A 25,956-nucleotide genomic window follows, 5' to 3' on the forward strand; every position below is an offset into this window, starting at 1 on the left:
GAGCGGCTGTCACGGTTGTTCAACTTCTGAGACAGTACGGGCCGGGGGGGGGGGGGAAGACCCGCCCCCGCAACCCCCCACGGGCCCCCGCCCCGGCCTGCGCAGGCGGGGCCGGACGCCCTCGAAGCGATGCTCAGACCAGGTCGAACCGGTCCAGGTTCATGACCTTGTCCCACGCGGCGACGAAGTCCTTGACGAACTTCTCCTTCGCGTCGTCGGACGCGTAGACCTCGGCGAGCGCGCGCAGCTCGGAGTTGGAGCCGAAGACCAGGTCGGCACGGCTGCCGGCCCACTTCAGCTCGCCCGTGACGGCGTCGCGGCCCTCGAACGTGGTCTGGTCCTCGGAGGTCGACTTCCAGGTCGTGCCCATGTCGAGCAGGTTGACGAAGAAGTCGTTGGTCAGGACGCCGGGCGTCTTGGTGAGGACGCCGAGCTGGGACTGCTGGTGGTTGGCGCCGAGCACGCGCAGACCACCGACGAGCACCGTCAGCTCGGGGGCGCTCAGGTTCAGCAGGTTCGCCTTGTCGACCAGCAGGTACTCGGCCGGCAGGCGGTTGCCCTTGCCGAGGTAGTTGCGGAAGCCGTCCGCGGTCGGCTCCAGCGCCTCGAAGGACTCCGCGTCGGTGTGCTCCTCGGTCGCGTCCACCCGGCCCGCCGTGAAGGGCACCCGGACCTCGAAGCCGCCCTCCTTGGCGGCCTTCTCGACCGCGGCGACACCACCGAGGACGATCAGGTCGGCCAGGGACACCTTCTTGGCGCCGGAGGAGGCGTTGAAGTCCTGCTGGATGCCCTCGAGGACGCGCAGCACCTGGGCCAGCTCGTCGGGCTCGTTGACCTCCCAGCCGCGCTGCGGGGCCAGGCGGATACGGGCGCCGTTGGCACCGCCGCGCTTGTCGCTGCCCCGGAAGGTGGACGCGGACGCCCAGGCGGTGGTGACCAGCTGGGACACCGACAGCCCGGATTCGAGCAGCTTGGTCTTCAGGGCCGCGATGTCGGCGTCGTCGATCAGCTCGCCCTCGCGCTCCGGCAGCGGGTCCTGCCAGATCAGGGTCTCCTCCGGGACCTCCGGGCCGAGGTACAGCGACTTCGGGCCCATGTCACGGTGGGTGAGCTTGTACCAGGCGCGGGCGAAGGCGTCGGCGAACTCCTGCGGGTTCTCGTGGAAGCGGCGGGAGATCGGCTCGTAGATCGGGTCGAAGCGCAGCGACAGGTCGGTCGTGAGCATCGTCGGCTTGCGCTTCTTCGACGGGTCCTGCGGGTCGGGGACGATCGCCTCGGCGTCCTTGGCCACCCACTGCTTGGCGCCGGCCGGGGACTCGGTCAGCTCCCACTCGTAGCCGAAGAGGATGTCGAAGAAGCCGTTGTCCCACTGGGTCGGCGTGGCGGTCCAGGTCACCTCCAGACCGGAGGTGATGGCGTCCGCGCCCTTGCCGGTGCCGTAGGTGCTCTTCCAGCCGAGGCCCTGCTCCTCGAAGCCGGCGGCCTCGGGGTCGGCGCCGACCGCGTCGGCGGGTCCGGCGCCGTGGGTCTTGCCGAAGGTGTGGCCACCGGCGATGAGGGCGACGGTCTCCTCGTCGTTCATCGCCATGCGGCGGAACGTCTCACGGATGTCGCGGGCCGCGGCCAGCGGGTCCGGGTTGCCGTTCGGGCCCTCGGGGTTGACGTAGATGAGGCCCATCTGGACGGCGCCGAGCGGGTTCTCCAGCTCGCGGTCGCCGGTGTAGCGCTTGTCGTCCAGCCAGGTGGTCTCGGGACCCCAGTAGACGTCCTCCTCCGGCTCCCAGACGTCAGCGCGGCCACCGCCGAAGCCGAAGGTCTCGAAGCCCATGGTCTCCAGCGCCACGTTGCCGGCGAGGATCATGAGGTCGGCCCAGGAGATCTTCTGGCCGTACTTCTTCTTCACCGGCCACAGCAGGCGGCGGGCCTTGTCCAGGTTGGCGTTGTCCGGCCAGCTGTTCAGCGGGGCGAAGCGCTGCTGGCCGGCGCCGGCGCCGCCGCGGCCGTCGCTGATGCGGTAGGTGCCCGCGCTGTGCCAGGCCATACGGATGATCAGCGGGCCGTAGTGACCGAAGTCGGCCGGCCACCAGTCCTGCGAGGTGGTGAGCACCTCGGCGATGTCCCGCTTCAGGGCCGGAAGGTCGACGCTCTGGAACGCCTCGGCGTAGTCGAACTCCTCGCCGAGCGGGTTCGTCACGGGCGGGTTCTTGGCAAGGATCTTCAGGTTGAGCCGCTCCGGCCACCACTGGCGGTTGCCACCGCCCTGGGTCGGGTGCAGGGCCCGGTCATGGGCGACGGGGCAGCCGCCGCTCGCCCCCTCCGCCTTCGCGTCTGTGACGATCGCGTCGTGGTTCTCAGTCATGGCAATCCTTCCGAACTGTGCGGAACTCGGTGCTCAGGAACTGCGGCCGGTGGAACAGTCGGGGCAGGTGCCCCAGTAGACGACCTCGGCCTCGTCGATGGCGAAACCGCGGGGGTCGGAGGCGGTCAGGCAGGGCGCGTCGCCGACCGCGCAGTCGACGTCGGCGACGGCACCGCAGGACCGGCACACGATGTGGTGGTGGTTGTCCCCCACGCGTCCCTCGTACCGGGCCGGGTGACCGGCCGGCTCGATACGGCGGACCAGACCCGCCGCGGTGAGCGCGTGAAGGGCCTCGTAGACGGCTTGCAGGGAGATGTGGCCCACGCGGTGGCGCACCCCGGAGGCGATCGCCTCGACGCCGAGGTGGTCGCCCGCCCGGACGGTCTCCAGCAGCGCGACGCGGGCTGCCGTCACGCGCAGGCCGGCACCGCGGAGCTCCTCGGCGGTGGTCGGGGTCGGGGAGGCGGTCATGGGGGCGAACCTACCCTCATAAACACGAGGGGTTCAAGAAAACGAACGATGCAATTTTGGTCGCGTCCCGTCGCCTGCCGGTCATCCCCGCGTTCACCTCGGCACCCGCTCCCGCGCCGGCCGGAAGATTTGCTCCGACGTTTGCCTTCGCATAGCCCGGTGGGGAGGGGGGTCCGTCGTCGGGCGGCTGTGTCCGGCGTGGCCGGCGCGAGCGCTCCGGTGCACGGTCGAGGGGCGGGTCAGGGGGCGGGCCCGGTGACGGGCCGGGGAATGACTCCGGGGACGGGCCGAAGGACAGGCCGAGGGATGGGTCGGGGAATGGGGCGCCGGATGGGTCGGGGGCATGCCCGCATCATGTGGCCCCGGACCGACGCCGGTGGCGCGGCAAGCCGGACGGTCCTCCCAACGGGTGAGCGAGGCGCACACGGGGCGCGCGAGGTATGCGAGGCACTCCGACACCCCGGCCTGCGTTCCCGGATGTTCCCGGCCTCGACGCGTTCCCCCGGTCGGGACCCGGGTCCGGTTCCGAGGACCGCTACGACGACGGGCGGCGCGGCCCGGTGACGTCGGCGAGCCGGGAGATCAACCCGGTCGCCCGTCTCCCCGACCCGGTACCGGACACGGCCGGCCGACCCGACGGCGCTCGGGCCGGCGCCGGGTCAGCCGGTGTGCCGGCCGGCGGTACGGGCGTACCGGTACCGGCGGGCCAGGGCGTGGAAGGCCTCCTTCGGTTCCCAGTGCCAGCCCGAGGCCGGGTCGTCCGGGTCGTCCTTGAGGGTCTTGGTGAGGGCGTAGCTCACCAGGTCGAGGTCGTGGCGCGGGTCGCCCGGCCGGTGCGGGGCGTCAGGGGTCACGAACTCGAAGGCCATCGCCGCGTACAGGCCCATCGAGGAGAAGGCGTCGAGCAGGTGCATCAGATAGGTCGCCTGGGTCCGCTCGCTGCGGACGAGGTCGCCCTTGATCTCCGGGGGCTTCTTGGCGTAGTCGACGACGTCCCAGGCCATGCCGCCGGTCCGGGGCGCCCCGACATAGGCGCAGGTGCCGAACTCGGTGATGGCCAGCGGTTTGCCCCAGCGCAGATAGCGGCTCAACTCCCTTGCGTAGTCGGCCTGGTGGGGGAAGTACGAGTAGTAGTCGATCCCCACGATGTCGAAGAGGCGCCAGTCGACCTGGTCGTCCTGCGCGGCGGCGTAACTCAGCCGGCCGCGGAAGACGGACCGTCCGACCGCGGCCGCCTTCGCCGTGAACCGGTCCAGACGGCGCTGCATCGCGACGGGGTCCACCGTGCCGTCGCGCAGGTTACGGATGCGTTCGAAGACGGTGTCACCGGGAACGATCCCGGGCACGAACAGCCAGAACTCGCAGCCCACACTGAGGTCCACGGCCGCACCGTGCCGCCGCAGCCGCTCCGCGAACCGGCCGGTCTCGGCGAGGTGTTCCAGGATGTCCCGCTCCGGGACGTCCCCGAGGGTCGGCTGGAGCCAGACACGCAGCCCCCGTTCGGCCGCCTCCGCGGCGGTGGCCGTGAGCCGTTCCACCCCGTCACCCGTCACATCGACGGTGTCGGCGTGCAACTCGTCGCGGATGACCCGGATGTCCTCCCGCATGCGGGCCGCGCTGAAGGCCGTACCCGGCGTCTCCCCCGCACCCACGGTGTACACCACCCCGTGGTGGCGCAGTCCGTGGCGCGGCGCCTGGCGCGGTCCGCCCTCGGCGGCGTCCGCCCGTTCCGACGGCAGCACGGTCGCGGCCAGGCCGGCGGACGCCATGCCGGCCAGGAACTGTGCACGCTTGATCCTCTTGCTCCTCTGCATACGGTCACCCTGCCGGGCCCGGCCACCCCGGCGCCGTCCGCCGACGGTCTACGACGAGGGGCCGAAGGGTGACCGATTGACGCCGAAGGGTGGGGGTCGGCATCAAAAGTCGCGCCCCTCGTCATCTCCCCACCTCGGCCCGCTCGACCCCATACGGACAATCGGCGCATATACCGCGTAAAGCCATCCGAGGTGTGAAACTCGGACTTCCATCCGAAGGGACCGTCGAGAGGGACGCTGGTGGACCTGGACGACGTCGCCGACGAGTTGTACGGGCTGCGGCCGGAGGACTTCGTCGCCGCCCGCGATCGTCGCGTCCTGGACGCACGCAAGGCCGGTGACCAGGCCCTCGCCAAGGACATCGGCGCGTTGCGCCGGCCGAGCCTGGGGGCCTGGGTCAGCAATCTGCTCGTACGCCGGCAGCGGGAGGAGGTCGAACCCCTGCTGGCCCTCGGCGAGGAGCTGCGCCGGGCCCATCGTGAACTGGACGGTCCGCAGCTGCGCAAGCTCGCCCGCCGGCAGACGGAGGTGATCGGCGCGCTCGGGCGGCGGGCCCGGCGGCTGGCGGCGCAGGCCGGGCGGCCGGTGGGCGAGGGCGTCCAGCGTGAGGTCGAGGAGACCCTGCACGCCGTGCTCGCCGATCCGGAGGCCGCGCGGGAGTGGGCGGCGGGCCGGCTGGTGAAGCCCCTCAGCTCCACGTTCGGCTTTCCGGACACCGACGAGGGGGTCCTCGAACGCCGACCCGCCGCCCCGTCGGCGGCCAGAGCGAAGCGCACCGAGAAGGAGGGGACCGGCGGACGCGGGGTGGCGGCCAGGAAGCGCGGCAGGGCGGAGGGGCGTGAGGACGAGTTGGCACACCGGCGCCGTCTCGGCGAGGCCCGCGAGACCGCACGCGACGCCGAGCGGGACCTGCGGGCCCGCGAGGCGGAGGCCCGGACCACCGAACGGGAGGCGGACGAGGCCGGCGACCGGGTGGCCTGGGCGGAGCAGCGGGTGCGTGAGGTGCGCGCGGCGCTGCGCGACGCGGAGGAGGAGCAGCGGCAGGCGCGTACGGACGAGCGGGAGGCGCGCGACCGGGCCCGCCAGGCCGACCGCGCCGTACGGCAGGCCCGGCGGCACGCCGAGACGACCGCGGCACGGGCGGAACGGCTGGCCGGCGTGCGGGCGGACCGCGCGTCCCCGGGCCGCGGGAACCGGCTGGTCTCCAGCTAACGGTGTGCGCCTGCGACCAGCACCTCAGCTGGACCTCGGCACGGCAGCCACCTGGACCTCACGTCGACCAGGGAGTTACGGGCGGGCGCGTCCGCTGGTGATCGCCTGGGGGTCAGGCGGTGCGGTCCGGGGCCTCAAGGGAGTCGAGCCAGCGGAGGAGACGGGCTCCCTGGCGGACCATGATGTCCGGGTCGCGCAGAGCGTTGGCCAGGAGCGACATGCCTTGGTATGCGGAGACGAGGGCTACGGCGAGGTCGTCCGGGTCCGGCATACCCATGGCGTGGAACTGGTGTCGGGTCCATTCCAGCAGGCGCCGGATCACCGCGCCGGCCTCCGCGTCTAGGGTTCCGTCGGCGCGTTTGTCGAGTTCGACAGCCAGGGTGCCGGTGGGGCAGCCGTAGCGGGCGGCCGTCTCGCGCTGGTCGACCCAGGCCTCGACCAGGGCCTTGAGGCGGTCGCGCGGGTCGGGCAACTGATCCAGGCGGCTGGTGAGTTCGGCCAGGTGCGAGCTGTGCTCGGAGAGTGCGGCCAGGACCAGCTCGTCCTTGGTCTTGAAGTAGTAGTAGACGTTCCCGACCGGAACGTCGGCGGCGCGCGCGATGTCGGCGAGGGTGGTGCGCTCGACACCCTGTTGGTGCAGGACCCGGGCCGCCTCGGTCGTCAGCCGTCGACGCTTGTCGGCCGCGCGCGCCCGGGACTTCGCTGAGTTGGTCACCCAACTCACTATAGACAACCCCCGATGGGCTCGTGCTACGGTCCAAGTAAGTCAGCCAACTAACTAATTCAGGGGATGGCAATGATCGTGGTGACGGGCGCAACCGGCAACATCGGACGGACCTTGGTGCCCCTGCTGGCCGGGGCGGGCGAGGACGTCGTGGCCGTCTCGCGACGGCCTCAGTCCGCACGGCTCCCCGCCGGGGTCCGGCACGCTCAGGCCGACGCCGGGAACAGCACGAGCATGCGGCCGGTCCTCGACGGCGCCGGCGCCTTCTTCATCCTGCTGGGCGGCGAGCTCAACGGCCACGGCGAAAGCCCGAACGCCCTGATCGACGCGGCCCTGGACGCAGGGGTCAAGCGGATCGTCCTGCTCTCCTCCCAGATCAACTCCACCCGCCCCGAGGCTCTCTCGCACACCCGCCTGCGCGACTTCGAGGCCGCCGTGCGCACGTCCGGAGCGGACTTCACGATCCTGCGTCCGGGCGGATTCGCCTCCAACGCCCTCGCGTGGGCCGAGTCGGTCCGCACCAAGCGCACGATCTTCGCTCCGTTCGGCGATGTGGCCCTGCCCGTCATCGACCCGGCCGACATCGCCGCGGTCGCCGCGGTGGCACTGCGCGAGGAGGGGCACTCGGGTCGTACGTACGAACTCACCGGGCCCGAGATCATCAGCCCGCGCCGGCAGGCCGCGGTGATCTCCCGGGCCCTGGGCGAGGAAGTCGCCTTCGTGGAACTGACCCGCGAACAGGCCCACGCCCACCTGGCGCAGTTCATGCCCGAGGAGGTTGTCGACGGCACCCTGGACGTCCTGGGCATCCCGCTGCCGGCCGAGCAGGCGATCAGCCCCGATGTGGAGAACGTCCTCCGCCGTCCGGCCAGGGCCTTCGGCGAGTGGGTGGCGCGCAGCCTGCCGGCCTTCCAGTAGGGCGCCCCGCGGACGACGGCCGCCAAAAGCAACAGCTCCGTTCGACCCACTCCGTGTTCGGAAGCCGCCGCCCGTGCCGGCGAGGGGGTCGGATACGTCCACATCAGGCAGATGGACGCGGGCGTGCCGGATCCGGCCGGCCTGGGTGGCCAACGCACCTGGCCCGACGCGGAGTTGCCCGTGATCGTCGAACAGGATCTGTACCCGTGCGCTCCCGACGTGCCACTCCCCGTAAGGCGACGGGCCTCGCGGGTCCCCGGTGAGGTCGCGAGGGTGCCGGGCGGGGGCTTGGCCAGCGCGCCGCCGGCGACGCCGGTCCGTCGGGTGCCGGCCGGGGTGGTCCCGGTCCGGCCGACCGCCTGTGCCACGACAACCGCCGCCCTGCGCTGCCCGTCGCAAGGCACGGTAGGCTGCGCGGAGTTGGTGAACGGAGGTCACTGCCGATGTGTGCCCATCCGGTGGCCTTGGGGGATACGGTCCTGGTTCGCCCGTTGGGCGAGGGGCCGATCAAGGCGGTGTGCAGGGCTCACTCGTACGGGTGCACCCGGTCCGGCCGTCCGTGGCATCCGGGAGGGGTCCGTCGTTCGGCAGCGAGTGTGATGTTTGCCATGTGACGTGATGGACCAGGGGCGAACGGGCAAGGTACCCCTTCATGCCCCACGCCAACCCTCTGCGGCAGGTGATTCGATGACCACGGCGACGACCCGGGCGCTCCGGACGACGCCGCCCACCCGTACCGGCGAGACGACCGCCAGGGATTCCCCGGCCACCGCCATGCCCTCACTGCCGTCGCTGACGGGATTGCGGTGGATGGCGGCGCTCCTGGTGTTCGGACTGCACGTGAACAACTTCGGCTACTTCGGAGGCACCAGTGGCCGCCTGGTGACCTGGGGATTCGGTGCCGGTGCCACAGGAGTGTCCTTCTTCTTCGTACTGTCCGGTTTCGTACTGACCTGGTCGGCGCGGCCCCGCGATCGCACACTCGCGTTCTGGCGGCGGCGCATCGCCCGCATCTACCCGGTGCACCTGGTCACCCTGGCCGTCGCCTTCGTCATGGCGTACTCGCTGGCGCACCAGCCGAGGCCGACGCCGAAGCAGGCCCTGTCCAACGTGTTGCTGCTCCACTCCTGGTGGCGCCCCTGGTGGCAGACGCTGAACCCGGTCAGCTGGTCCCTTGCCTGCGAGGCCTTCTTCTACGCCTCCTTCCCCCTGTTGTTCCTGCTGCTGCGCCGGCTCGGTGCGCGCGGTTCGGCCGCGCTGGGCGCACTGTCGGTGGTGGCGGTCGTCGTGCTGGCCTGGGCGGACGCCCACCACTGGTGGACGTACGCGCTGTACTCGTTCCCCGCGGCCCGGCTGCCGGAGTTCGTCCTCGGCGCGGTGACCGCGCGGCTGGTGCTGCTCGGCCGGTGGCGCGGGCCCGGTCTCGAGGCGTCGCTCGCCCTCGCGATCATCGGCTACTTCCTCGTCCCGCAGGTCACGCCCGGCTACTCCGCCACCATGTGCACCATCGTCGGGTTCACGCTGCTCATCCCGGCCGCGGCGGTCGCGGATGTCCAGGGGCTGCCCTCGCTGTGGCGGCGCCGGCGGCTGGTACGGCTCGGTGAACTGTCGTTCGCCTTCTACATGATCCATCTGCTGGTGCTGCGCGCCGGCACCCAGCTGCTCGGGACGAAGCCGCACTTCGGGCTGCTCGCGGGACTGGCCGTCACCACGGTCGCGTTCTCCGTGTCGCTCGGACTGTCCTGGGTCCTGTACGAGGCGGTGGAGTGCCCGGCGAGACGTGTGCTGCTGCGCCGACGCCGCCCCACGCCCCCGCCGGAGCCGGTGGACGCACATGGCGAGGCACCGGCCGCGGCACGGGACTGAGCAGGGTCCGCGGGCTGTCGGGGACATCCGGAGGGCTCAGTGAGAAGGGGGCGTCGGCTCGGCTGCGGAAGGCGGCTCGACACCGCGCCCTGAGATCCCGAGTCCTGCCGACCTCCCGGGGAACGGCCCCGGCCTCCCTCCGCCGCGCTCCCACGCGACCGGCGGTGCCCTCGGGCCGAACCCCGCGACCTGCTGATGCGTCCTCCTCGGACCCGGTGTCCTCCCTGGACGGCGGCCTGCTCGTACCGAGGCGCGCCGGCGACCCGGGCTGCCGCCCCGTCGGGAGCGGGCACCGGCACCGCGGACGGCGACGTCCGGACCGGGGGTGGCGTGCGGTCTCCCTGTGGTGACGCCTTCGTCCTGGCCACGGAGGTCACGGCCGCGCCGCGTGGGCCGTACGCCCTGGCCCACGGCTCCGGCGGCTTCCTGCATCGGCCACCGCACCGCCGGGACCCCAACTCCCCGACACCGCCTTCCACCACGCGCCACGCCGCGGCGACCGGCGGACTCCGCGCCGCTCGGCAAGGAGTGCCTCCGGGCGTCCCTCTTCCGTCGTCCCGGTCAGCCGGCCCCGCGCCCTTCAAGGGGTTCCCAGCGGTATCCCACGCACGGGTGACGTCAGCAACAGCCAGGAGAATCCGGCGAGATTCGGGGTAGTCGGCCCACCGGCCCGGACCCCCTTGAGCGGTCCGCGCGCCGAGTAATTTTCGTGTCAAGGGAGTAGGAGAGAATGAGAGTGCCCGAGCAGGACGCGGCCGCATCGGCGCCGCAGGTGGTGGGTTCCTTCCTGGAGCGACGCCGGGAGCAGATCGCCCAGCGCTGGGCCGACGCCCCCTTGTTCCGCTCGGTCTTCACCGTCTCCCGCGACGAGGCGGTGGAGGCGTGCAAGGCGGTCGTGGACTCCCTGTCCGACGTGGCGGTGAGCGGACGTCTGGAGGACATCACGGCCACCGGATTCCAGCCGGTGCGCGACCAGTTGGGACGCATGACACAGACCAGGGCCCTCGCCGGCTCCTCCCCCTCCCAGATCGCCGACGAGGTGGCCGCACTGCGGGTGCCTGCCGTCCAGTTGCTGCGCGAGGAGTTCCCCGACGCCGCCGCCCCGCAGGCCCAGGAGAGCGTGCTGGCGCTGACCCTGCTGCTGGGCACGCTGCGCCTGGTGGTGATGGAGACGGCGCTGGACGCGAACGCGGAGCTGATCGAGCGGCAGCGGCAGCAGCTGCTCGAAGTCGCCACCCCGGTCATCAAGCTGTGGGAGGGCACGGTCGCCGTCCCGCTGATCGGGACGCTGGACAGCGCCCGCAGCCAGGTCGTCATGGAGTCGCTGCTGGAGGCCATCGTCGAGCAGCGTGCCCGGTTCGCCATCCTGGACATCACCGGTGTCCCCACGGTCGACTCGCTCGTCGCGCAGCATCTGATGAAGACGGTGGCCGCCGCACGGCTGATGGGCGCCGAGTGCATCGTCTCCGGCATCCGTCCGGCCATCGCGCAGACCATCGTGCAGCTGGGCATCGACCTGGGCTCGGTGCTCACCCGTGCCTCCCTGGCCGACGCCCTCGCCTACGCACTGGGCCGGCAGGGCATCGAGGTCTCCCGTGCGGACGCGGGTGCGAGCGCGCGGTGAACCGGCCCACTCCCGGTCAGCCGGCCCAGGTCCCGGTACTCACCCTGGGCGACGTCCTGCTCGTCTCGCTGCAGGGCGAGCTGCACGACGGCATGGCCGAACAGCTGCAGCAGGACATCACCAGCCGCATCGCCACCACCCGGGTGACCGGCGTGGTGCTCGACATCTCCGGGGTGGACGTCGTCGACTCGTTCCTCGGCCGGGTGCTCGCCGAGATCGCCTCCACGGCCCGGCTGCTGGCGGCCCGTACCGTTCTCGCCGGGATGCGGCCCGCCGTGGCGATCACGCTCGTGGAGCTGGGGCTCGACCTGCCCGGTCTGGTCACCGCCCTCGACGTCGACCGCGCACTGGAGCTGCTGGCCCGGAGGGGGACGTGATGCAGGCGTCCGGCCAGGCGTCCGCGACCAGCCTGCCCATCGGCTCGGACGCGGATCTGGCCTGGGTGCGGCAGCAGGTGCGGCGGTGCGCGGCCCAGCTCGGCTTCGGGCTCGTCCAGCAGACCAAGCTGGTCACGGCGGCGAGCGAGCTGGCCCGCAACACGCTGGTGCACGGCGGCGGCGGCCGGGCGGAGATCACTCCGCTGGACAACGGCCGCGCCCGGGGCCTGAGGATGTGCTTCACCGACAGCGGCCCGGGCATCCGCGATCTGGAGCTGGCCATGACCGACGGCTACACCACCGGAGGCGGTCTCGGCCTCGGCCTGAGCGGCGCCAAGCGGCTGGTGCACGAGTTCGCCGTGGACACCGAGCCCGGCCGGGGCACGACCGTCACGGCCGTCGCCTGGGTGACGCAGGTTCCCTCGTCGCGTCAGGGGGCGGGATGAGCCGGGTGTGGGAGGTACCGGTGGGCGACTCCACGCGGGTACGCGATGCCCGGACGGCCGCCCGGGAGGCATGCGTGCACGCGGGCCTCGGCCCGCGGCGGACCCCGGCCGCCGAACTCGTCGCCACCGAGCTGGCGACCAATCTGCTCAGGCACGCGGGCGGCGGCCGGATGGTGGTCAATCTCGTCGGGCCGCCGGACGGCGGCCCGGGTGGGTCGGTGCAGCTCTTCTCACTCGACCACGGGCCGGGCATCGCCGATGTCCCCGCGGCGCTGCGGGACGGCTACACCACCGCCGGGGTCTCCCTCGGCGCCGGTCTGGGCAGCTGTCTGCGCAGCGCCGACGCCTTCCATCTGTACAGCGTGCCGGGCCGCGGGACGGTGGCGACGGCGAGGATCGACCCGGAGCACGCCGGGCCCGGGACAACCGCGGTGCGGGCGCAGGCGGGGCAGGCGCCGGCGGGCGGGATCTGCGTCTCGCTGGCCGGGGCCGAGCAGTGCGGTGACGCCTGGAGCTGGGCACGCTCCGGCGCCCTGCTGACCCTGCTCCTCGCGGACGGTCTCGGGCACGGCCCCAAGGCCGCGCACGCGTCCGCCACCGCGGTGGCGGAGCTGCACCGGGCCGCACACCTGCCGCCCGTCGAGATCCTGCGCCGGCTGCACACGGCGCTGCGGCCCACCCGCGGCGCGGCGGTCGCCGTGGCCCAGTTGGACACCGAGCGCGCGGAACTCTGCTTCGCCGGGGTCGGCAACGCCGGCGCCCGGCTGCGTACCGGGGAGGGCTGGGCGTCCCTCGTCTCCCATCCGGGGATCGTCGGGGCGTACTTCCCGGCGCACATCCCCGTGCGCAGGACGCCGTGGCGGCCGGACGGTCTCCTCCTGGTGCACAGTGACGGGCTGCCCAGCCGCTGGACCCCGCCGGAAGACCCCCGGCTGCTCGCCCAGGATCCGGCGGTGCTGGCCGCGACCGTCCTGCGCGACGCGAGCAGCCCCGCCCGCCCCGTACGCGACGACACCAGCGTGGCCGTACTGGCCCCCGACCGCCGGACCAGCCCCCATGACAGCCGTCTGTGACACCTGGACCCTTGTCTGTGCCGCCGACGCGGCCCGCGCCCGTGCGCTGCTGGCGCGGCTCACCGCGGACGCCGCGGTGCCCGCGCTGGAGCGCACCCGTTTCCTGGCCGCGCTCGGCGCCCGGCTGCGGCCCTGCCGCGAGGGGGCTCGTGTGGAGCTGACCGTCGCCGCCCACGCCGACGGCACCCTGCGCGTGCTGCTGAGCGGGCCCGATCCGTGGCAGGGCACCCTCGCCTGCCCCGCCCCGGTCACCGGGCCGCTGCCCAGACCCGCCGACCTCGACGACGCACGGCTCGCCGAGGCACTCCTGGACGCCGACGGGGACACGTCCGCCGTTCTCGTGCGGCTGGCGGAGACGGAGGAGCTGATCCGTTTCCATCGGGAGGAGCTGCACCAGACCAACCAGGGTGTGCTCGCCCTGCACGCCGAACTGGAGGCCGCCGCGCTGGCCCAGCGGGAGCTGCTGGACGCCGAGCGGGCCGCCCGCGCGGAGGCGGAGAACGCCCGTCGGCAGCTGACCTTCCTCGCCGATGCCAGCGCCGCGCTGAACGCCTCGCTGGACCACGAGGACATCCTGTGCCGGCTGTCGGAGCTGCTCGTCCCGGAGTACGCCCGGCACGTCGACGTCTGGCTCGTGGACGACGAGCGGACGCCCCCGGCCGAGCGCGCGGCGGCCTCGGTGACGGCGGCCCGCACCGGTCGGCCCCAGCACGCGGGCCCCCGGCCGGGTGGCCTGCCGGGCGTGGACGACCTGCCGGCCTCTGCGCTGTCCCCGGACCGTCCGCTGCTGTGTCTGCCGCTAGGCGTGCGCGCGGTCCAAGGTGTGCTGACCCTGGCCGCGCACGGCGACCGTTTCGATCCGGACACCACGGTGATGCTGGTCGAGCTGGCCCGGCGGGCGGGCATCGCGCTGGACAACGCCCGCCAGTACCAGCAGCACCGCAACGTCGCCGAGGAACTGCAGCGCGCCCAGCTCACCGACCTGCCCGCCACGCCGGGCCTCGCGCTCGCCGCGCGCTATCTGCCGGCCACGCACGGGATGAACATCGGCGGGGACTGGTACGACGCCTTCCCGCACCCCGACGGCAGTGTGCTGGCGGTGATAGGGGATGTCACGGGGCACGGACTGCGGGCGGCGGTCATCATGGGCCAGCTGCGCACCGCCCTGCGCGCGTACGCCGTCGAGGGCAACGGGCCCGCCCGTATCCTCACGCTGCTGCACCGGATGCTCCGTCACCAGCAGCCGGAGCTGTACGCGACCTGTGCCATCGCCCGGTTCACGCCCGGGGACCCCCGCGTGGTGTGCGCGGCCGCCGGGCATCCGCCGGCCGTCGTGCGCGGCCCCGGCGGCGAGGTGCGGGTGCTGGAGGCCCGGCAGGGGATCATGCTCGGCGTCCCGGTGCCCTTCGAGTACGAGGAGCACACCGTCGAGCTGGCCCCGGGCTCGACGCTCGCGCTGTACACGGACGGGCTGGTGGAGCGGCGGTCGGCGGGGATCGACGCGGGCATCGAGCGGCTGGCGTCGGCCATGGGCGCGCTCGGCGCGGCGGAACTGGAGGACCTGGAGACCGGGGCCGACTCGCTGCTGAAGTCGATGCTGTACGACTCCGAACACGACGACGACATCTGCCTGTTGCTCTGCCGCACCGCCCGGAAGTGAACAGCCGGGTGCCGGCCCCCGCGTGCGGGAGCCGGCACCGCCCGGTGCCACCGGTCGACGCGGGCGTCAGGCGGTGGACGGGAAGCGGTCCCAGACCCGGTGCGAGCCGAGCAGTCGGGTGAGCTGCTGCAGGACCGTCGTGGCGCCGTCGCCGGCGATCACCCCGGGGGCGTCGAGGGGGATGCCGGCCGCCTCCAACACGCTCTGTGCGCCCTTGGCGGCACCGATGGCCTTGCCGTGCCGGTACGCCTCCGCCAGCAGCAGCCCCACGCGCGGGTCGGGAGTGCCGTTCCGGGCGGTGGGCAGGCCCGCCTTGGCGTCGCGGGCGCCGTAGGCGTCGGCGCCGACGCCCGGGGTGCCGGCCACCAGCAGGGCGTCGAACTCCACCGACCGGGCCGTGGCATAGGTCCGCTGGACGCCGAGGGCGTCCGCGCCGGACCCGAGGGTGCCGCCCGTCGGCGCGACGACCAGTGGGACCATGCCGCCGTCCAGCACCTCCTGGCGTACGGCCCGTACCCCGTCGAGGTCGCCGTCGGGCCCGGTGACGATGCCGATGATCCGGCCGTCGGTGGGCCAGGTGTGCCCGACCTGGGACAGGGCGGGGCTGGGCGCGACGTCGGCCAGGGGCACGGTGGGCTGCGGGGCGGGCAGGCCGAGACCGGTGGCGACGCCCGCGCACAGCTCCGGGTCGATGTTCGCCAGCACCTGCAACGCCCGCTCCCTGATGGCCGTTTCGTAGCACTTGCCGAGTTCGAAGGTGTAGGCGCCGATGATGTGCTCGCGCTCCACCGGGCTCATGCTGAGCCAGAACCGGCGCGGCTGGCTGAAGTGGTCGTCGAAGGACTCGGGTGCCTCCCGTACCTTCGCCGCCTCCGGGAGGCGTACGGGAACCTCGACGTACGCCGCCGTGTCGGCGCCGGCGGTGAACGGGCAGCCGCCGTCCAGGGAGTTGGGACGGTAGGGGGCGGCGCCTCGGTGCACCGCGGTCTGGTGCATGCCGTCGCGGAGCATGTCGTTGACGGGTGCGTGCGGCCGGTTGACCGGGAGCTGCGGGAAGTTGGGGCCGCCCAGACGGGTGATCTGGGTGTCCAGGTAGGAGAAGAGCCGGCCGGCCAGCAGCGGGTCGTCGGTGATGTCGATGCCGGGGACGAGGTGGCCGACGTGGAAGGCGACCTGCTCGGTCTCGGCGAAGAAGTTGGAGGGGTTGCGGTCGAGGGTGAGCAGTCCGATGGGCTGCACGGGGGCGAGTTCCTCGGGGACGATGTTGGTGGGGTCCAGCAGGTCGATGCCCTCGAAGGTCTGGTCGGGGGTGTCGGGGAAGGTCTGGATGCCGAACTCCCACTGGGGGTGGGCGCCCGCCTCGATGGCGTCGGCGAGGTCCCGGCGGTGGAAGTCCGGGTCGACGCCGTTGATGATCTGCGCCTCCTCCCACACCAGCGAGTGCACGCCCAGCTTCGGCTTCCAGTGGAACTTCACCAGCGTCGTCCCGCCGGCCTCGTCGACCAGGCGGAAGGTGTGGACGCCGAAGCCCTCCATGGTGCGGAAGGAGCGCGGGATGCCCCGGTCGGACATGTTCCAGAGCGTGTGGTGGGTGGCCTCGGTGTGCAGGGTGACGAAGTCCCAGAAGGTGTCGTGGGCGCTCTGCGCCTGCGGGATCTCGCGGTCGGGGTGCGGTTTGCCGGCGTGGATGACGTCCGGGAACTTGATCGCGTCCTGGATGAAGAAGACCGGGATGTTGTTGCCGACCAGGTCGAAGACGCCCTCGCTGGTGTAGAACTTCGTCGCGAATCCGCGGGTGTCCCGGACGGTGTCGGCGGAGCCCCGGGAGCCGAGCACGGTGGAGAAGCGGACGAACACCGGGGTCTCGACGTCCTCGGCGAGGAAGGCCGCCTTCGTCACGTTCGCCGCCGTGCCGTAACTGCGGAAGACGCCGTGCGCTCCGGCGCCGCGGGCGTGGACCACACGCTCGGGGATGCGTTCGTGGTCGAAGTGCATGACCTTTTCCCGCAGGTGGTGGTCCTGCAGGAGAACCGGGCCACGGGGTCCCGCCTTGAGCGAGTGGTCCGTGTCGGACAGCCGGGTGCCCTGGGCGTTGGTCAGGTAGCTGCCGCTCTGCGCCATCCGGGCCGGGTCGGCGCCGGTGGGCTGGCCGGTGGGTGAGACGGTGTCGGGGCCGGTCTGGTCGGGCTTGGGCGGGAACGGGTCATGGGGTTCGGTCGGCTCGGCGACCGGCGGCGTCCGGGGGCCGGGCTTGCCGGGGATCCCCTCCTCCGGGCCCGCGCCGTCACCCTGAAGGGCGTCCGCCACCTTGTCCACCGCTCGCTTCAGGGGGTTCGTCTCGCTCATCTCCACCATTCCTTCGCTGGTCACGGGGCGGGCCCGGCACCGGCGAGGCGGGGTGTCCGACACGCGGTGGCCACACCCGGGCATACGGCCGGCAACACGAACACATCAGGGGAAAGGGGGTCGACGCGGCCTCGTACCGAGGTCCCCGGGCCGGTGCGTCCGAAACCGGCAATCGCGGAGGATTTCCGGTCGGGGTGAAGTCGGGCCGTCTCCCATCGAGTAGCCGGGACGGCTGGCCCGCCGGACGCGTCCGTCCGGCCCGGGGACCGTCGAGCAGGGCCAAGTGCCCCCTGCCGAGGGTGTCTTCGCCAGGAGGGCCGGCTTCTTGACCCGAGCAGGCAAGCACCCGGCCGCCCGCACCGCCACCTTAGGCGCTGCCCCCGGCCCCCGCAGTTCGGGAGGCCCGGTCACGGGTGGGTCGTGACCCGGATGGTCTTCAGTGACGGGTCCGCCGCATCAGCGATGAGGAAGCCGTGCTCCACTCCGCTGAGCAGGTACTCCACCACCTCCTTCGTGATCACCTCGCCGGGCGCCACAACGGGAACGCCGGGCGGATAGGGGCTGATCATCTCGGCGGCGATCCGTCCCACGGCGCGTTCGGCGGGCACCTGTTCGGCGGGCCCGAAGAACGCCTCGCGCGGCAGGACCGCCTCTTCCAGTTCGAGCGCGCGCGGCTCGGGCAGCCGGACCGCGGGCCGTCGCTCCAACGCACCGGCGTGCTCCACCAGGGAGCGCAGGGAGTCCAGCAGGATCTTCTCGGTCTCGTCGTCGTCGGCGTGGGTGATGGAGGCACTGATCCGGCAGGTGTCCGAGCCGCCCACGTCGACATGCCGGTCGGCCCGCAGCCATTCGGCCGCCTGCATACCGCTGATCCCGAGGTCCCGGACATCGATGACGATCTTCATCGGGTCGAACTCGGCCGCGAGCCCCTCCTCGACGACCTCGCCGCCCATCACCCGCAGCCCCGGCAGTTCGCGCAGTGCCGCCCGGATCCGCTCGGCCCGGTGGACGGCCCGTTCCAGCAGTTCGTGGCCCTGCTCGGCCATCTGCCGCCGCCAGCCGTCCAGGGCGCCGTACACCAGGCAGGAGGCGCTGGTGGTGCCGAGCAGGTCCTCGCGCTGCTTGAGGACCTCGGGTGCCACCCGGTCGTGCTGGAGGTGGAACACCGAGCTCTGTTCGATGGCACCGCCCATCTTGTGGACGCTGGTGACGACCAGGTCGGCGTCGGCGTCCATGCCCCAGGCCGGGAGGGCCGGGTGGAAGGGCAGATGGGCACCCCAGGCCTCGTCCACGATGAGCGGTACGTCGTAGGCGTGGCAGGCGTCGGCGACGCCCCGGATGTCGGCGCACGTGCCCCAGTCGGTGGGTGTGATCAGCAGCATGCCCTTGGCGTCGGGGTGCTCGCGCAGCCGGTCGCGGACGTCGTCGGGCTCCGGCGGATGGGCCATGTGGCGCTCGGCGTCGAACTTCGGATGGACCCAGATCGGCTCCACGCCGTTGATGATCACCGCCGCGATGACCGACTTGTGCGCGTTGCGGGACAGCAGCAGCTTCTCCCCCGGGCCCGCGACCGAGCACATCGCGGTCTTCACGGACAGGGAGCTGCCGCAGGTCGAGAAGAAGGCGCGCTCGGCGCCGACCGCGTCGGCCATCAGCTCCTGCGCCTGTTCCAGCACGCCCTGGGACTGCCGGCGGTCGTCCAGACCGTTGAGGGTCAGTACGTCCGAGCGGAAGACGTCGATGCCGAGGACGTCGGCGACCCGGGGGTCGGTGCCGCGGCCCTGTTTGTGTCCCGGCGGCCCGAACACCACGTCGCCGCGACGCCGGAACTCCTGCAGGGCCTCGAGTACGGGGGCGCGCGAGTGGTCCATGAGTGTCCTCTTCCTCTGCCGGCGTACGCAGGGTGCGGCCCGCGAACGGGGCCGCGCCCTCCGTGTTGCACTCGCCGCCCACTCGAAACCCCGGACCTCCGCGTCAGCGGGGCGGGCCGCAGCTCACGGCCCGTCCGTCGCCCCCCTCCGCGAACGCGGTGCCGTGCTCGGCGTCCCGTGCGCGGGCCACCGCCTCGGACAGCACCCGGCGGATCCCGTCGGGCAGCCGGCCACTGGAGGGCCACTGCACCACACAGCGGGCGACCTCCCGGAGTTTGACGTTCGTGTGCTGCGAGACCTGCCTGAGCACCTCCCAGCCCTGCTCCGGGCGCAGTCCGCCGACGACGATGACCACACCGATCGCCTGGTCCACCAGGGCGTGCGAGGCCACGGCCCGGCGCAACTGGGCCACCTCCTCGTGGAGTGCCGCCAGCTGGTCCGCCTGCTCGTCGCGTCCGATCATGCCGCTCACCCTGCGCAACCCGCCCGGCCGACACCAGCCGCCAGGCGAAGACCATCGCAGCAGGCCGTACAGAAAACGAAAGCCCCCTGGTCACGGAGCACATAGCCGGATGATTCCGGGGCATGCGGCAGCCATGGACACGTTCACGTTCGACAGCGCGGATCTGGCCGTGACGGAAGACTTCCTCAGCCGCGCCTACGCCCGGATGCGCATCGGCAGCAGCACCCCCGGGGCGGGCCGGGCCCGGATCCGGCGCAGCGCCATCGCCCCGGTGAGCGTGGACGAACTCACGCTCGACTTCGAGATGAACTACTCGGTGACGCCGCTGGGCCGGATCTGTCTGTGCGTGGTCCACGAGGGAACGGTGCGGGACCACGGCTTCGCGGGCGTCGAGGACGACCGCTTCGGGCCGGGTGACGTGGTGCTGTTCGCGCCGCCCGACCTGCCGTACACGGGGCGGATCTGCAACGCCCGCTACAACATCACGATGCTGGACCCGGAGCTGCTCGCCCAGGTGGCCGCCGGTCCGGACGGCTCACGGCCGGTACGGCTGACCGGCCACCGGCCGCGCTCGGCGGCGGCGGCCCGCCAGCTGAGCCAGGCGATCGGCCATCTGCGCGATCATGTGCTGTCCGACCCCGGCACCGCCGACCAGCCGCTGATCGCCGCGACGGCCGGACAGTACCTGGCGGCGAGCGTCCTGAACGCGTTCCCGAACACCGCCCTGACCGAGCCCACGCCGGCCGACCGCAGGGACGCGCGTCCGGAGACGCTGCGCCGCGCCCTCGCCTACATCGACGACCACGCCGATCAGCCGGTCACGGTCGCCGACATCGCCACGGCGGCCCATGTGACGGTACGGGCCCTGCAGTACGCCTTCCGGCAGCACCTGGACACCACCCCGCTGGCGCACCTGCGCCGGGTACGGCTCGCGCACGCCCATCACGACCTGGTGACCGCCGGACCCGACAGCGGGGAGACCGTCACGGCGACCGCCGCCCGCTGGGGCTTCCACCACCCCGGCCGCTTCGCCGCCCTGTACCGCAGCACCTACCAGCGCACTCCGCACGCGACCCTGTCCGGCCGGGGGTGAAGCCGGAGACGCGGTGTCCCCCTTCAGAACCGCATCCCGTGTCCCCGTGCCAGGACGAGATGCGGGTCGTGGCGCCGTTTGGCGTCGGCGAGGGCCGGCCAGCGGCTGCCGTAGTGGTCGACCCAGTCGGCGTCCGACAGGGGCAGGGCGCTGACGGGATAGGCGACGGCGCCCCGGGACCGGGCGAGTTCGTAGGCGGCACGGTTGGCGGCCACCATCGCCGCGACCGTCTCCGGGCTGCCGGGCCCCGCCGTGCGCAACAGGGCGAACAGATAGAGGACTTCACCGGACGGGCGGCTGAAGCACGGCGCGCGCAGCCGGCCGGAGAGCACCGGGTACAGCAGGACGAGACCGGTGTCCCGCAGGTCACGGAAGGCCGGGTCGGCGAGTACGGCACGGACGACGGACTCGGCGCTGTCGTGCGGCAGCAGCAGATTCAGCCAGGGGTGCGGGTGCAGCCACTCCCCCGTCGCCCGCAGCGCCTCCTCGTCCGTGTCCACGCGGTGCGCGAATTCCCCGTATCCGAGATCCTCCGCCTCCAGGGCGGCGGGATCGTGCGAGAGCCCGGCGAGCAGGGCGCTGTCGTCGGGCGGGTACGGCCCGTCGTGCGGGGCCACGGCCTCGATCATGTACTGCCAGCCGTCCTCCCCGGCCGGCTGCGCCTGACCTTCCAGATAGGTGAAGCGCTGCTCCTCGGCGAGCAGCCGCTGGTCGGCGAGGCAGCGGGCGAGGTCCGCGTAGTACAGGCAGTAGCGGCGCACCCGGTCGGGCGCGGGGACCAGGCGCAGGGTGGCGGCCACGATGACGGCGCACTGGCCTAGACCGGCGAGCACGGCGTGGAACAGTTCGGGGTCCCGGCCGGGTGAGCAGACCCGGTGTTCCCCCGCTCCGGTCACCACCTCCAGCTCCAGGACCTGGTCCGCGACCAGGCCGTGCCGGTGGGTGGCGCCGCCGAGTCCGCCCGCCGACAGGACCCCGCCGACACCCGCGCCGAGGTAGTCGGTGAGGACCGCCGGGGTACGGCCGTGCGGCAGGGTGGCGGCCAGCACGTCCCTCCACAACGCGCCCGCCTGCACGGTCACTCGCCCGTCCGTCACGGGACCGACCCGGTGCATCCCCCGCAGGTCCAGCACGATCCCGCCGTCCGTCTGGCCCTGGCCGTACAGGGAGTGGCCGCCGCCGCGCACGGTCACCGGGACGCCTCGGGGTCCGGCGTACTCCAGCAGGTCCTGGATCTCGGCGGCGGACCGCGGGCGCAGGACACCGAGCGGGGTGGTCCGCACGATGTTCCCGAAGTCCCGCGCGCACGCACGGAGTGTCTCCGGGCGGGTGTCCAGGGCCCGGCCGAGGCGGGCGGTGAGGTCGTGGGCGGGCGTCATGCCGGAATCACACCAGACGGCGCGGCGTACGTCGAGACGCCGTCAGTTCCCTCCCCGTGCCTGGTTCTTGACGAGGTCCAGGAGTGCGGCGTGGGTCTCCGGGTCGGCCGCGGCGATCAGTCCTCCGGCGCCGGTGAGCACGGGTTCGCCGTGGAGCCCGGTCACGATGCAGCCGGCGGCCCGGCACAGGGCGATGCCCGCCGCGAAGTGCACACTGTCGCGCAGGTCGCCGTCGGTGACATAGGCGGCCCTGCGTCCGTCGGCGACCCAGGCCACGGCGAGGGTGCTGGAGATCACCCGGGGCCGGAAGCGTTCGGCGAAGCCCGGGTCGGCGAGGAGCCGGACCGCCTGGAAACCGGGCGCGTTGGGGAACGGAGGGTCGAGGTTCACGTCCACCAGCGCGGACCCGGCCGAGGGCGTCAGTGGCTCGTCCGCGCCGTCCCGGCGGACCCGGGCCGCCTCGCCGTCGGTCCAGAAGACCTCACCGCTGAAGGGGTCGGCGGTCGCGGCGGCCGTGACCCGGTCCCCTTCGCGCAGGGCGACGTTCACGCCGACGAGCATGGTGCGCACCGCGTAGTTCAGGGTGCCGCACAGGGGGTCGACGAGCCAGCGGCGGGGGGCGTCGGCGGCGCCGGCACGGCCGCTCTCCTCACCGGTCACGGCGTCGTCGGGGCGGGCGGCGCGCAGCACGTCCAGGACGGCCCGTTCGGCGGCGAGGTCCGCCTCGGTCGCGAAGTCTCCGGCGGACTTGTCGTAGCGTGCGAGCCGGCCGCCGTAGAGGTCACGGACCACGGCTGCGCCCGCCTGTGCCGCGGCAACGGCCAGGCGGGCGTCGGATTCCCCGTTGGTGATCGTCATGGGCGCAGGATAGCCAGACGCCCTCCTGGGCAGTGCCCCGATGGGGCGCGGGGAACCGCGCGGCCGGCCACGACGGCGCCGCGGACGATGCCCGGCCCATCGCGGCACCACCGCCGGATCTCAGGTCGCGGCGAAGGACATCGTCTGTTCCGCGGCGGAGCGCCCCGCGCCGACCGAACTGCCGCTGCGGTCCGTCCAGTCGCGCACCGGTGTGGTCTCGGCGAGCCGGCCGGAGGTGCCGGAGAGGCCGAGCACGAGTCCGCTGTAGCGGTTGACCAGGCGGTAGGTGCCGCCGGAGGCGTTCGGGATCACGAACCACTGCTGTCCTACGGTCGGTCCGCCGGCCGGCTCCCGTTTGGCCGTGGGCTTGGCGCCCCAGGCACGGCCCGCGGCCGAGCCGGAGTCGACGCCGAGCAGCCGGCCGCTCGCGGCGTTGGCGAGGGTGTAGGCGCCGTCGCCGGTCGGGGTGAACACCCAGGCGTCGCGGCCGGATCCGGTGGGCCGGGCCAGTGAGGTGGTGGCGCTGCCGCCGGCCGCCTGGGCGAGAAACCGGCCCGCGCCGCTCGCGATGCGGTAGGCACGGCTGGTCTCCATGGGCGCGGCTGCGTGGGCGGGGGTGTCGATGGTGATGTCGACGTACTCGCCGGAGGCGTCGTGCGAGCAGCCGAAGGAGCAGTAGGAGCGGAAGGACCTGCCGACGATCGTGGAGCTGGTGCGGTTGGCGCTGTCCAGGAACCAGCGGTACCAGGAGGCGTTGGTGTAGCCGCCGGTGTCCCCGATGAGGTGCCACTTCTGGGTGGTCAGGTCGTCGGTGGCGTAGAGGTACTGCGGTGAGTTCCCGCTCTGGTCGACGGCCTGCGGTTCGCCGATGTACAGCCCGAGATGGGCGTCGTAGGCGATGTTCATGACGAACAGCGGAGAGGTCGGGGGCATCTTGCCGGCCGCGATCTGCTCGGCGGCGGTCCCGGTGTTGGCCGGGTCGTACTCGGCCCAGGCGGGGGTGTAGCCGGTGGGGTGGGCGGAGTCGACGGGGACGATGTCGCTCTCCTTGCCGCCGGTGCCGGGCTGGGACCAGGCGCCGTCGTACCACTTGCGCCACGAGCCGGGGGCCATCTTGGCCGAGATCGGGGCGCGGGCCACGTGCTCGTAGAACGCCTTCCAGCCGCCGCTCTTGTCGATGATCCGGGAGCCGTAATAGACGTAGAAGTAGCCGGAGGCGGTGTCGGCGAAGAGGCGCTGGTCGCCGTCGCCGTAGGAGTACGTCTGGTTCGGGAAGGCTTTCGTGTCCCTGCGCCCGGTGCTGTACGGGGATGTGATCGCGTGGTCCTTGATGGTCCAGGTGCGGCCCCGGTCGGTGGAGACGGCGTAGTCGATGGCGTCGTAGTGCAGTCCGTCGCCGAAGGGCCGCGGGGTGAACTCGTTGTGCACCAGGCCGTACCAGTCGCCGGTGTCGGGGTCGACCCACAGCCCGGACAGGTCGCAGTAGTTCTTCTGGGCGTAGCCGGAGCCGCTCGGGGCGTAGGTCGCCTCGCGGCCGGTGGGGCTGTTGTTGCAGCGCCAGGTGGTGTCGTCGTTGCGGTCGGCGGGGTTGGCGGGGTTCACCGCCTTGCTCAGGGTCCTGTCGAAGGTGGCGGTGTCGAAGTCCTTGCCGGTGTAGAAGTCCCAGGTGCGCGGGTCCTCGGCGCCGTACAGCGCCGCGGACTGCTGGTAGTGGAAGGTGCCGTCCCGGTCGAGGTAGGGGCCGGCCGGGGTGTCCGTGGGGTGGGTGAAGGGCACCGGGGTCCCCACGGTCACGGTGTAGGCGGCGGGGGCCGCGGCCGATGCCGGGGACGCGCTGCCGCCGCCCACGACCAGGGCGGCAGTCACCGAAAGCACCGCGAGGGGGCCGCCTGCTCTGCTCAAGAGTCGCACCTGTGCTCCTTGTTGCCGAAGGGCCGGTTGCACGGAACGATCCGGCCCGGCGGTTTTCCCGGCAATGGACTCCAGTGCTCCGCCTCTTGCACTTTCGCGCGCGGGTCCGCTCGGACGCGCCGCTCAGGGCTGCTCGGGCGGGACGGCGGGCAGCGGGCTGTCCCAGGACAGTTGGCGGATCAGCGCCTCGTCCGGCTCCGGGGGACGGGCCGCGACGGGAGACGGGCGGGACGGGGTGCGGCCACCGCGGGAGATGTCGCCGCTGACGGTGATGTTGTGCTCCACGCGCGGCCGGCGGTGCTGCTCGTAGGCGGTGAACGCGGCCTGCGGATCGGGCAGATCGCGCAGCGCCTTGGCGAGGACGACGGCGTCCTCCAGAGCCATCGAGGCGCCCTGGCCCGTCGCCGGGGAGGCCGCGTGGGCGGCGTCGCCGATGAGCAGGGTGCGTCCCTTCCACCACACCGCGCCGAGCGGCATCTCGGTGGCGTTGGCGACCATCACCGGGCCCTCGGACGCGGCGACGATGTCCGCGGCGGGGGTGGCGTCCTTGCGCAGCAGCGGCAGCAGTTCCTCGCGCCACGGGGCGCGGTGCGCGGCTGCGCCGGCGGGCAGGGGTCCGGTGCTCACGCGGGCGAACCAGTACGTCTGCCCGGTCGGAGAGGCCGCGTATCCGAAGGCGGTCTCGCTGCCCCGGACCATGGTGATGACGCCGGTGCCGTCCGTGACGGGTGCGGCGCCGCTGTAGCCGTAGAAGACCCGCTGCCCGGCGTACACGGGCCGCACCCCGGGGGTGACGATCCCGCGCACGGTGGAGTTCAGCCCGTCGGCGCCGACGACGAGGTCCGCGTGGGCGGTGCTGCCGTCGGCGAACCGGGCGGTGACGCCGTACGGGCCCTCCCTGACGTCGGTCAGCCGGGCGCCGTGGCGCAGGCGGATGCCGCGCCGGGCCGCCGCTGCCTGCAGGGCCGCGTTCAGCTCGCCGCGGCGCAGACAGCGGTAGCGCAGGTCCGGGTCGGTCATCTCGCCGAGCGGGGCGTGCGTCAGCTCGGTTCCCTGGCTGTCGAGGAGCCGCAGGGAAGTCAGCGGAAAACCGACGGCGGTGACGGCGTCCGTGGCGTCGAGCTGGGCCAGGGCCCGCATGCCGTTGCTCGCCAGGGTGAGGAACGCCCCGATGTCCTCGGCCGTGTCGGGGTGTGCCTCGTACACGGTGACGTCGTGTCCGGCCTTGTGCAGCCCGAGCGCGGCGGCGGTCCCCGCGATACCCCCGCCGATCACCAGTACTCTCGTCGCATCCGTCCCGCTCAAGTGCCGCTCCTCGCGCCGACCGTGGTGGTGACCATCTAAGGGCAGGGAAGGGCCGGTGCGGGGCCCCGGGGACCGAGATCCGGACAGGGTCCGGCCGGGGTGCCGAGGCGGCTGCCGGACGCAGGAGCCGGCGTCCGCGGGGGTGTGGTCCGCCGGACGGGGAACCGCTGGACGCCGGCCCGTGCG

The 25,956-nt window shown here is 72.8% G+C and carries 20 protein-coding genes and 1 pseudogene; 10 read left to right on the forward strand and 11 right to left on the reverse strand.

Annotated features, from left to right (window positions below; all coding sequences use genetic code 11):
• Positions 1–133: 133 nt before the first annotated feature.
• From katG to ACWC94_RS38030, 3 genes are all read right to left on the reverse strand, one after another.
• On the reverse strand, positions 134–2,359 hold the full coding sequence (gene katG, locus ACWC94_RS38020) for a catalase/peroxidase HPI (protein ID WP_450801860.1): 2,226 nt from the start codon (positions 2,357–2,359) through the stop codon (positions 134–136).
• 33 nt (positions 2,360–2,392) lie between these two features.
• Complete coding sequence (locus ACWC94_RS38025) at positions 2,393–2,830, reverse strand: Fur family transcriptional regulator (RefSeq protein WP_450801861.1); 438 nt, start codon at positions 2,828–2,830, stop codon at positions 2,393–2,395.
• 659 nt (positions 2,831–3,489) lie between these two features.
• Positions 3,490–4,644, reverse strand: coding sequence for an abortive phage infection protein (locus ACWC94_RS38030; protein ID WP_450801862.1), 1,155 nt, complete (start codon positions 4,642–4,644; stop codon positions 3,490–3,492).
• A 240-nt stretch (positions 4,645–4,884) separates the two neighbouring features.
• Here ACWC94_RS38030 and ACWC94_RS38035 point away from each other — a divergent pair, with 240 nt between their 5' ends.
• The gene (locus ACWC94_RS38035; RefSeq protein WP_450801863.1) at positions 4,885–5,856 is read left to right on the forward strand and encodes a hypothetical protein; all 972 of its coding nucleotides are present in this window, start codon (positions 4,885–4,887) and stop codon (positions 5,854–5,856) included.
• Between the two features lie 112 nt (positions 5,857–5,968).
• Here the strand turns inward: ACWC94_RS38035 and ACWC94_RS38040 are convergent, their stop codons facing one another.
• Positions 5,969–6,571, reverse strand: coding sequence for a TetR/AcrR family transcriptional regulator (locus tag ACWC94_RS38040; RefSeq protein WP_450801864.1), 603 nt, complete (start codon positions 6,569–6,571; stop codon positions 5,969–5,971).
• Positions 6,572–6,652: 81 nt separating this feature from the next.
• Between ACWC94_RS38040 and ACWC94_RS38045 the strand changes: the two genes are divergently transcribed.
• The 8 genes and pseudogenes from ACWC94_RS38045 (at position 6,653) to ACWC94_RS38080 (ending at position 14,544) form a co-directional block, all read left to right on the forward strand.
• Positions 6,653–7,498 (forward strand): SDR family oxidoreductase, encoded by an 846-nt coding sequence (locus ACWC94_RS38045; RefSeq protein WP_450801906.1) that lies wholly within the window; start codon positions 6,653–6,655, stop codon positions 7,496–7,498.
• A 72-nt stretch (positions 7,499–7,570) separates the two neighbouring features.
• Positions 7,571–7,732, forward strand: a pseudogene (locus ACWC94_RS38050) (2-keto-myo-inositol dehydratase); the annotation flags it as partial.
• A 453-nt stretch (positions 7,733–8,185) separates the two neighbouring features.
• Positions 8,186–9,364 (forward strand): acyltransferase family protein, encoded by a 1,179-nt coding sequence (locus ACWC94_RS38055; RefSeq protein WP_450801865.1) that lies wholly within the window; start codon positions 8,186–8,188, stop codon positions 9,362–9,364.
• Positions 9,365–10,094: 730 nt separating this feature from the next.
• Positions 10,095–10,988, forward strand: a complete 894-nt coding sequence (locus ACWC94_RS38060; protein ID WP_450801866.1) for an STAS domain-containing protein — start codon at positions 10,095–10,097, stop codon at positions 10,986–10,988.
• Positions 10,985–11,365, forward strand: a complete 381-nt coding sequence (locus ACWC94_RS38065) for an STAS domain-containing protein (RefSeq protein ID WP_450801867.1) — start codon at positions 10,985–10,987, stop codon at positions 11,363–11,365. The genes ACWC94_RS38060 and ACWC94_RS38065 overlap by 4 nt, the downstream gene beginning before the upstream one ends.
• Positions 11,365–11,811: an ATP-binding protein gene (locus tag ACWC94_RS38070; protein WP_450801907.1), complete on the forward strand. Its 447-nt coding sequence runs from the start codon at positions 11,365–11,367 to the stop codon at positions 11,809–11,811. The genes ACWC94_RS38065 and ACWC94_RS38070 overlap by 1 nt, the downstream gene beginning before the upstream one ends.
• Complete coding sequence (locus ACWC94_RS38075) at positions 11,808–12,884, forward strand: SpoIIE family protein phosphatase (RefSeq protein WP_450801868.1); 1,077 nt, start codon at positions 11,808–11,810, stop codon at positions 12,882–12,884. The genes ACWC94_RS38070 and ACWC94_RS38075 overlap by 4 nt, the downstream gene beginning before the upstream one ends.
• Positions 12,868–14,544, forward strand: coding sequence for a PP2C family protein-serine/threonine phosphatase (locus ACWC94_RS38080; RefSeq protein ID WP_450801869.1), 1,677 nt, complete (start codon positions 12,868–12,870; stop codon positions 14,542–14,544). Before ACWC94_RS38075 ends, ACWC94_RS38080 begins: the two co-directional genes overlap by 17 nt.
• Before the next feature lie 66 nt (positions 14,545–14,610).
• Here ACWC94_RS38080 and ACWC94_RS38085 read toward each other — a convergent pair whose 3' ends face one another.
• From ACWC94_RS38085 to ACWC94_RS38095, 3 genes are all read right to left on the reverse strand, one after another.
• Positions 14,611–16,890, reverse strand: coding sequence for a catalase (locus ACWC94_RS38085; protein ID WP_450801870.1), 2,280 nt, complete (start codon positions 16,888–16,890; stop codon positions 14,611–14,613).
• A 407-nt stretch (positions 16,891–17,297) separates the two neighbouring features.
• A complete protein-coding gene (locus ACWC94_RS38090) occupies positions 17,298–18,761 on the reverse strand; it encodes an aminotransferase class I/II-fold pyridoxal phosphate-dependent enzyme (RefSeq protein WP_450801871.1) in 1,464 nt (487 codons plus the stop codon).
• 103 nt (positions 18,762–18,864) lie between these two features.
• The gene (locus ACWC94_RS38095; protein ID WP_450801872.1) at positions 18,865–19,224 is read right to left on the reverse strand and encodes an ANTAR domain-containing protein; all 360 of its coding nucleotides are present in this window, start codon (positions 19,222–19,224) and stop codon (positions 18,865–18,867) included.
• A 133-nt stretch (positions 19,225–19,357) separates the two neighbouring features.
• On the opposite strand from ACWC94_RS38095, the gene ACWC94_RS38100 reads away from it, so the two are divergent.
• On the forward strand, positions 19,358–20,317 hold the full coding sequence (locus ACWC94_RS38100; protein ID WP_450801873.1) for a helix-turn-helix transcriptional regulator: 960 nt from the start codon (positions 19,358–19,360) through the stop codon (positions 20,315–20,317).
• Between the two features lie 23 nt (positions 20,318–20,340).
• On the opposite strand, the gene ACWC94_RS38105 is transcribed toward ACWC94_RS38100, so the two are convergent.
• The 4 genes from ACWC94_RS38105 to ACWC94_RS38120 form a co-directional block, all read right to left on the reverse strand.
• Complete coding sequence (locus tag ACWC94_RS38105; RefSeq protein ID WP_450801874.1) at positions 20,341–21,696, reverse strand: FAD-binding protein; 1,356 nt, start codon at positions 21,694–21,696, stop codon at positions 20,341–20,343.
• Between the two features lie 42 nt (positions 21,697–21,738).
• On the reverse strand, positions 21,739–22,554 hold the full coding sequence (locus ACWC94_RS38110) for an inositol monophosphatase family protein (RefSeq protein ID WP_450801875.1): 816 nt from the start codon (positions 22,552–22,554) through the stop codon (positions 21,739–21,741).
• 120 nt (positions 22,555–22,674) lie between these two features.
• Entirely contained in the window at positions 22,675–24,456 is a 1,782-nt protein-coding gene (locus ACWC94_RS38115) for an RICIN domain-containing protein (RefSeq protein ID WP_450801876.1), read from the reverse strand.
• A gap of 132 nt (positions 24,457–24,588) precedes the next feature.
• Positions 24,589–25,770, reverse strand: a complete 1,182-nt coding sequence (locus ACWC94_RS38120; protein WP_450801877.1) for an FAD-dependent oxidoreductase — start codon at positions 25,768–25,770, stop codon at positions 24,589–24,591.
• Positions 25,771–25,956: the final 186 nt, after the last annotated feature.

Source organism: Streptomyces sp. NPDC001135, from assembly GCF_053598395.1.

Excerpts from the sequence above, each read along its gene's own strand:
- katG (WP_450801860.1), bottom strand. The coding sequence starts at position 2,359 with ATGACTGAGAACCACGACGCGATCGTCACAGACGCGAAGGCGGAGGGG.
- ACWC94_RS38025 (WP_450801861.1), bottom strand. The coding sequence starts at position 2,830 with ATGACCGCCTCCCCGACCCCGACCACCGCCGAGGAGCTCCGCGGTGCC.
- ACWC94_RS38030 (WP_450801862.1), bottom strand. The coding sequence starts at position 4,644 with ATGCAGAGGAGCAAGAGGATCAAGCGTGCACAGTTCCTGGCCGGCATG.
- ACWC94_RS38045 (WP_450801906.1), top strand. The coding sequence starts at position 6,653 with ATGATCGTGGTGACGGGCGCAACCGGCAACATCGGACGGACCTTGGTG.
- ACWC94_RS38055 (WP_450801865.1), top strand. The coding sequence starts at position 8,186 with ATGACCACGGCGACGACCCGGGCGCTCCGGACGACGCCGCCCACCCGT.
- ACWC94_RS38060 (WP_450801866.1), top strand. The coding sequence starts at position 10,095 with ATGAGAGTGCCCGAGCAGGACGCGGCCGCATCGGCGCCGCAGGTGGTG.
- ACWC94_RS38070 (WP_450801907.1), top strand. The coding sequence starts at position 11,365 with ATGCAGGCGTCCGGCCAGGCGTCCGCGACCAGCCTGCCCATCGGCTCG.
- ACWC94_RS38075 (WP_450801868.1), top strand. The coding sequence starts at position 11,808 with ATGAGCCGGGTGTGGGAGGTACCGGTGGGCGACTCCACGCGGGTACGC.
- ACWC94_RS38080 (WP_450801869.1), top strand. The coding sequence starts at position 12,868 with ATGACAGCCGTCTGTGACACCTGGACCCTTGTCTGTGCCGCCGACGCG.
- ACWC94_RS38085 (WP_450801870.1), bottom strand. The coding sequence starts at position 16,890 with ATGAGCGAGACGAACCCCCTGAAGCGAGCGGTGGACAAGGTGGCGGAC.
- ACWC94_RS38090 (WP_450801871.1), bottom strand. The coding sequence starts at position 18,761 with ATGGACCACTCGCGCGCCCCCGTACTCGAGGCCCTGCAGGAGTTCCGG.
- ACWC94_RS38095 (WP_450801872.1), bottom strand. The coding sequence starts at position 19,224 with ATGATCGGACGCGACGAGCAGGCGGACCAGCTGGCGGCACTCCACGAG.
- ACWC94_RS38100 (WP_450801873.1), top strand. The coding sequence starts at position 19,358 with ATGGACACGTTCACGTTCGACAGCGCGGATCTGGCCGTGACGGAAGAC.
- ACWC94_RS38105 (WP_450801874.1), bottom strand. The coding sequence starts at position 21,696 with ATGACGCCCGCCCACGACCTCACCGCCCGCCTCGGCCGGGCCCTGGAC.
- ACWC94_RS38110 (WP_450801875.1), bottom strand. The coding sequence starts at position 22,554 with ATGACGATCACCAACGGGGAATCCGACGCCCGCCTGGCCGTTGCCGCG.